At 61.9% G+C, this 5,579-nt stretch carries 5 protein-coding genes; 1 reads left to right on the forward strand and 4 read right to left on the reverse strand.

Features of this window, described 5'->3' with window-relative positions; genetic code table 11:
• The 3 genes from JF66_RS22425 to JF66_RS16805 form a co-directional block, all read right to left on the reverse strand.
• A partial coding sequence (locus tag JF66_RS22425; protein ID WP_156109868.1) for an HIT family protein occupies positions 1 to 277 on the reverse strand: 277 nt, incomplete at its 3' end.
• A gap of 334 nt (positions 278 to 611) precedes the next feature.
• Positions 612 to 3,092 (reverse strand): cutinase family protein, encoded by a 2,481-nt coding sequence (locus tag JF66_RS16800; protein ID WP_035879816.1) that lies wholly within the window; start codon positions 3,090 to 3,092, stop codon positions 612 to 614.
• Between the two features lie 127 nt (positions 3,093 to 3,219).
• Positions 3,220 to 3,633, reverse strand: a complete 414-nt coding sequence (locus JF66_RS16805; RefSeq protein ID WP_156109869.1) for a hypothetical protein — start codon at positions 3,631 to 3,633, stop codon at positions 3,220 to 3,222.
• Between the two features lie 530 nt (positions 3,634 to 4,163).
• Between JF66_RS16805 and JF66_RS25075 the strand changes: the two genes are divergently transcribed.
• On the forward strand, positions 4,164 to 4,961 hold the full coding sequence (locus JF66_RS25075) for a recombinase family protein (protein ID WP_255351541.1): 798 nt from the start codon (positions 4,164 to 4,166) through the stop codon (positions 4,959 to 4,961).
• A 268-nt stretch (positions 4,962 to 5,229) separates the two neighbouring features.
• Here the strand turns inward: JF66_RS25075 and JF66_RS16815 are convergent, their stop codons facing one another.
• On the reverse strand, positions 5,230 to 5,496 hold the full coding sequence (locus tag JF66_RS16815) for a type II toxin-antitoxin system RelE/ParE family toxin (RefSeq protein ID WP_035879819.1): 267 nt from the start codon (positions 5,494 to 5,496) through the stop codon (positions 5,230 to 5,232).
• Between the last annotated feature and the right edge of the window lie 83 nt (positions 5,497 to 5,579).

A 5,579-nucleotide genomic window follows, 5' to 3' on the forward strand; every position in this document is an offset into this window, starting at 1 on the left:
CCCTGAGCGCCCGATCCACGCGTTGAGCAACTATCGCCGCTTCGACGAGCTCGTCCAGGGTCAAAGAGGAGAGGTCAGGGGCATGACGCTTGGGAATGACGAGTACATGACCCCGGTTGATCGGGTGACGATCATAGACCGCGACGACGAGCTGCCCAGCTGCAACGATGTCCAGCTCACCGGTCTGAAGTCCCGCACAAAACACACACAATGCAACAGCCATGACGCCCAGTATGCCAAGCCCTGTGCATATCTCGGCGTCGACGGGTTGTTCCATAACCCAAGCAGCGCCTGCGCCACGCGATACACGACCCTGGCACCTATTCCAAGCAAAGGGCAATTGGTCCTATGCGAAAAATGGCAATGCGACCGCCGACATGCCAACACGTGATCGATTGTCGGATGTCAGTGAGAGACCCTGGGGTTGGCTTTCGCCACTGTCCATCCCCGTGTGCCCGTAAGCGGAACGCCCAGAAGGACAACGGGAGAGACTGGCCTGCTGACTACCTGTGCGGTAGACGGACGTGTGCGGCTGACACGGCAGTGCCGGTGCGTGGACGCTCAGGAGGACGAGCAACCGCTCACCGGCACCGTGGCACGGTCGGTGGCGCCTAGTCAGCCGTGCGGTGCCGACGCCGTGACACTGTGATCAGGATGCCACCCGCTCCGAGAAGCAGGGCGGTGTACGGCCACCAGAGGTCCAGGGAAACACCGGCGCTGGCCAGCGCCGTAGTCCCAGATTTCGCGGTCACGGTGAGGTCCGCGAACACCGACCCGTCTGAGGTTCGGACTTCAATCTGGTGCGCACCGGGCTCTGTCAACGCGGGGATGGTAACGGTGCCGGCCAGCGACCCGTCCGACTGCGCGGTGAACGCTTGGAGCTTCGTCGGGGTCGAATGCAGCCAGACAGCCGCGTTCTGACCAGCCGTGAACCCATCGCCGGTGAAGGAAACAGTCCCGCCAGCCTGGACCGTGAAGGCGGCTAGCTTGAGACGGCTGGTTTCAGGTGTTGCGGCCGGCGCCGCGGTGCCTGTTGGCTCCGGAGTGACTACAGGCGTCGGCATCGCCGTAGGTGTCGGTGTCGAAGCACCGGTTGTCACCGCTTTCACCGGGCCAACCGCGGCACTAAGGCCTTTGCTGTTACCCGCTCGAACGCTGTACGTCTTCGTGACACCAGGGTCGAGCAGGGCGTCAGACCAGGCGACGGTCGCCAAGTCCGGGAACTGCGGCGCGAACGTGTCAATGACTTTCCCGTCGCCGTCCTCCACCACGTAGAAGTCAGCTTCGGCCGACGCCTTCCACTGGAGGGAAACAGACCCGTCCCCACCGGTCGCGGTCAGCGACGTCGGTGCGCCAGGTTTGTCGGAGGGAGGGTCCGCGACGACCACCGCTGCTGTCGCCAGGCCCACTAGGCCGCTCTGGGCGTGGGCTCGAACTGCGACTGTGTAGGTGCCCGGGGTCACAAACTTCGTCGAGACGACCGGCTCAACGGAGGACACGTCGTACTTGCCGGCCGGGGTGCCGGTACCGAAGTTCCAGTCGTAGGCGACGATCGGGTCGGCAGGGTCCGATATTGTGCCAGCGGCGCTGAACTTCGTGTCAGCGCCTGTCTCCACAGTGTCATCGCCAACGACGAGAGCAGCTGGGGCGGAGCCAGCCTGAATGATGGCTGATTCGAGGCTGGCGATGAACTCTTCGGAGGTGGCCGCTGACGTGACCGTTCCGCCGGAACCGTCGGACACCGCCTGCATGAACGCCACAGCTTCGGCGTCAGCGCGGACCGGCACCGAATAGATCTGGGCCGGGTCGACAGCAAACGCCTTGTCGATTAGCGTCTGCAGGGTGTAGCCGGTTCCCGGCTCCGGGTTCTTTCCAGGGGCATCAGCGATGACGATCACGGACTTCTTCACCCCATCGCGCCAGGGTAGGTTCAGCCCCGCCATTATCCCCGAGTACATGGACTCAGGCCAGTCACCGCCACCATCGGCGGTGATCGCGTTCACACCAGCCGCGAACACATCCGTGTTGTCGGTGAAAGGCACGTCGACCTGGGCTTGGTACGCGTCGCCTTGCTCAGCGCCGTCCTTGTAGTCGACGAGCGCGAACCGGTAGTTGCCCGACTTCGAGGCGATCGTTTTCGCCAGCTGAACCACATTGGCTTCAACAGCGCTGATTTCATCACCCATGGAACCGGTGGAGTCGATGACGAAGACGGTGTCTGACGGTGCAGTCTTCGGGCTGGCTGGTGCAGCGAATCCCAGGATTTTCGCAAGCTTCGCCGCGGCTTCAACCGGGTTACCGTCGTTGTCGTAGTTTTCATGTTCGGTGAACAGGGTGTCGTTTTTGTTCTTGTCCTGCACCGATTTGATGTGCGCGAAATCGCGGATGAAATACTGCGTGCTGCCGATGGTGAACCCGGGAGTCGTCAGGCCGCAGAAGATATCACCGTCATGGCAGTAGCTGACGACAGGGGTGCTGATCAGCGCCGGCCATGGGGTGCGCGGTGCGTTGAACCCGCTGTGGTTCGGGTCGTAGTTCGAGAAGTTGGACAACGTGTCGGAGTCGTTGAACATCGGGTCGCCGTAGAGGATGGTCGCCGCTACACGGCTCTTCTCGTCAGCGGAGAGGGAGGCGATCAGCTTGCCCATTGCCTGGGCCCCTTGCGAGTAGCCACCGAGGATGAATTTGGTGTCAGAGCAGACCTTGTGTGTTCGGCTCATTTCGAGCTTGGCGTCGTCAGCGCCCATCTGGACCGAGCGGTCGAATGCGACGCCCAGGTGGATGGCTTCGGCGAAGCCGTGCCCGTTATCGACGGCGATGGCGTCGTAATGCACGCCGTAGGACCGAACGGTCTTCCCGGCCGTGACAGCCAGCTTGTTGAGGCTGATCCACGTCTGGTAGAGCATCGGCCCCATACCCACGGAGCTGCCGTCGCCCGCCGCGTAATCACCTGGTTCGCCGGAACCTCGCGCCCCGATGAACTCGTAGTTGAAACATCCCGCGGCAGACGCTGGCGGAAGCGCAAGAGGTGTTAGCGAGACTGTGGCGGCGACCACCGCTGCCACAGTTATCTTCAGCACAAAGCGTTTCATGATCCCCCATTTTTCCTCAGCGACGATAGGGCCATGAGCCCACACGTTGTCGAAGCTATCAGCGCACTTTCGTGGCCATCGACCGAGAATAACCCCTGGCCTACACCCATTACAGGTGTCACAGGTCTCAGTTGCTGCGGATCTGCACAGTCGTCGTTCCCGGACTCTGGCTCTCAACAGTGACGTACGCGTCGTCCCTCGACCACCATCCGGGGGTCTTTTCGATGAAGCCGGCTGCTGCCAAGTTCGTCTCGATGTTCGTGGCGGCGTCGGGACCTGAGAGGACAACTGTCATGGTCGGGTCAGCGCAGGCAGAGACACCGCCACCGTCGAATGTTTTCGAGGACTCAACGGTCCCCGCCTCGGTCACCTGGATGGCTTCGCCGACCTGCGTAACCGTGTCCAGGCAGCCGGAGCTAGTCCCGAAGATGGAGGTGTATGCCGCGTAGCCGCCGAGGCCGAGTGCGGAGAGCGAGATGAGCGCGGCGAGAGCCATGACCGCTCCGATGAGGAAACGCTTCCTAGCTGGTGTGGAGGACATTCTGCGTGCCTTCGCATGTCGGAGTTGCGTGGTTGGCTTCAGCTTAGGGGTCTGCACCTTTGGAGGGCCGGGCTGACCGCAGTCAACGGTCGCACAAGGAGCATGCGCGGTTGGCTGCGGTCACCCGACTAGTCGGCTAAGCACTCGCCATTCTCTGCCCCATCTTGTCGCGGGCGGGATTTCGCCTCGACCGGGTCATTCCCTTTTGCAAGCCACAATGTGTCCCGCAACCGGGACTCCAACATTGTCGGCCAACGCTTCAACGCTTCAACGCTTCAACGCTTCAACGCTTCAACGCTTCAACGTCAACGTCAGCTCCGCGGCCTGCGCTAAAAAAGAACGAACTCGGCTTCTCAGGCGTGTTTGCTGGAGCGCTTACCGGCGGACCGGCACATACAGGTTCTTCGGATGTTGCTTCCCTGATTTCAGCCATGATCCATCTCTTTCGCTTGGTCATAGAGTCGCATACGCGAAGAATCCCCTGAGGAGCAGAGGCTCGTCGGGGGATTTCATGGTTGTGACGTGCGGGAGTGTGCTGTCCGGGTGGGGGCTTACGAGCAAGCGCTCGACATGGGCACGAAGCCAGAAGGGCTAGACGTCACCCGATCGATGAATGGACCTCGAAGATCTGCTCAGCGCTGGTCGAGCAAGCTGCACGGTCAGCAGGCGGTGGTGACGCCATTTTCGTCCGTGGCCCAGCAGGTTCCGGCTATGGAACCCTCCGGGGAGCGGCCTTCGATGCTCATGTCTCGTGCAGGCTCTCGGCCGGTGTTGGTACTCATGCCGCCGACCAGAACGAAGCACGGCAGGTCGAAGCGCTCGGCGCCGTGGACAAGATGTTCTCCGAGAAGGTTTCGGGTAAGAACGCCCACGACAGGGCGCAGCTCCAGGTGATGCTCACATATGTGCGCGATGGCGACAAGGTGCGCGTGAAGTCACCGGATCGTCTCGCGCGTTCCACGACCGACCTTCTCGCGCTCGTCGAACAGCTTAAGGGGAAGGGTGTCGCACTGGAGTTCGTCGACAACCCGGCCCTGAATTCGGATACTCCTCAGGGCGAGTTCATGCTCACAGTTCTTGCCGCGATCGCTCAGTTGGAGCGAAAGACCATCCGTGAGCGTCAGGCGGAGGGCATCGCAATCGCGAAGCGTGACGGGAAATACGAGAAGGCTCCGAAGCTAGACGTGGAGCAGATCGCCGAGGCCCGCGCGCGGGTCGATGCCGGCGTGCCGAAAGCGTTGGTAGCCCGAGACCTCGGGGTGTCGCGGCAGAGGCTCTCCGCCTCGCTCAACAGCTCCGGCAAATACGCTGCGTTGGCGGGAATCTAAAGCAGTGTTTCCTCGCACGGACAAGGGCAAGCACCTCTGCCCGGAGTGTGGCTGCGACTGCCGGCCGGAGCTGTTCTTGGCCGATGGGCATATCCAGTTCGCGCGGGTGCGCCCCGAGTGCGGCCTGTGTCGCTTTCCGCGCTCGCACACAATTCATCCGCACCGAGTTCGACACTCGTTGTCGTCCCGTACGGGGAACGTCTTGCGGGGCGCAACCGTTGCGTTGGCAACAACGCACGTGGCGTGGTAGACGACGCCGCTGTTGTGTTTAGAGCTTGCCGTAGACCTCGCGACGGTGTGCGACCTCGACGATGAGGATGAGGATTTGGTCGTCGTCAATGTTCGTGAGGAGTCGGTAGTCGCCGACCCGGTAGCTCCAGAAATCTTCGTTGACGAGCTTCCTGCCAAGCTGGCGCGGATTGTCTAGCTGGGCGAGTTTCTGCTCAAGAAAATCGCGAATCCGTTTCGCGGCGGCCGAGTCGAGCCCCCTGACCTGTTTCGCCGCCTTCGGAGTGAATCTGATCGTGTAGCTCACGCGGGCCAGACAACATCGCCAAGGTCGATCGCGTCGTCATTGGACTGAGTGAATTCCTCGAGCGCATCCTTGGCCAGGAGATA

Origin of the sequence: Cryobacterium sp. MLB-32 (assembly GCF_000738085.1) — a bacterium.
GTDB lineage: Bacteria > Actinomycetota > Actinomycetes > Actinomycetales > Microbacteriaceae > Cryobacterium.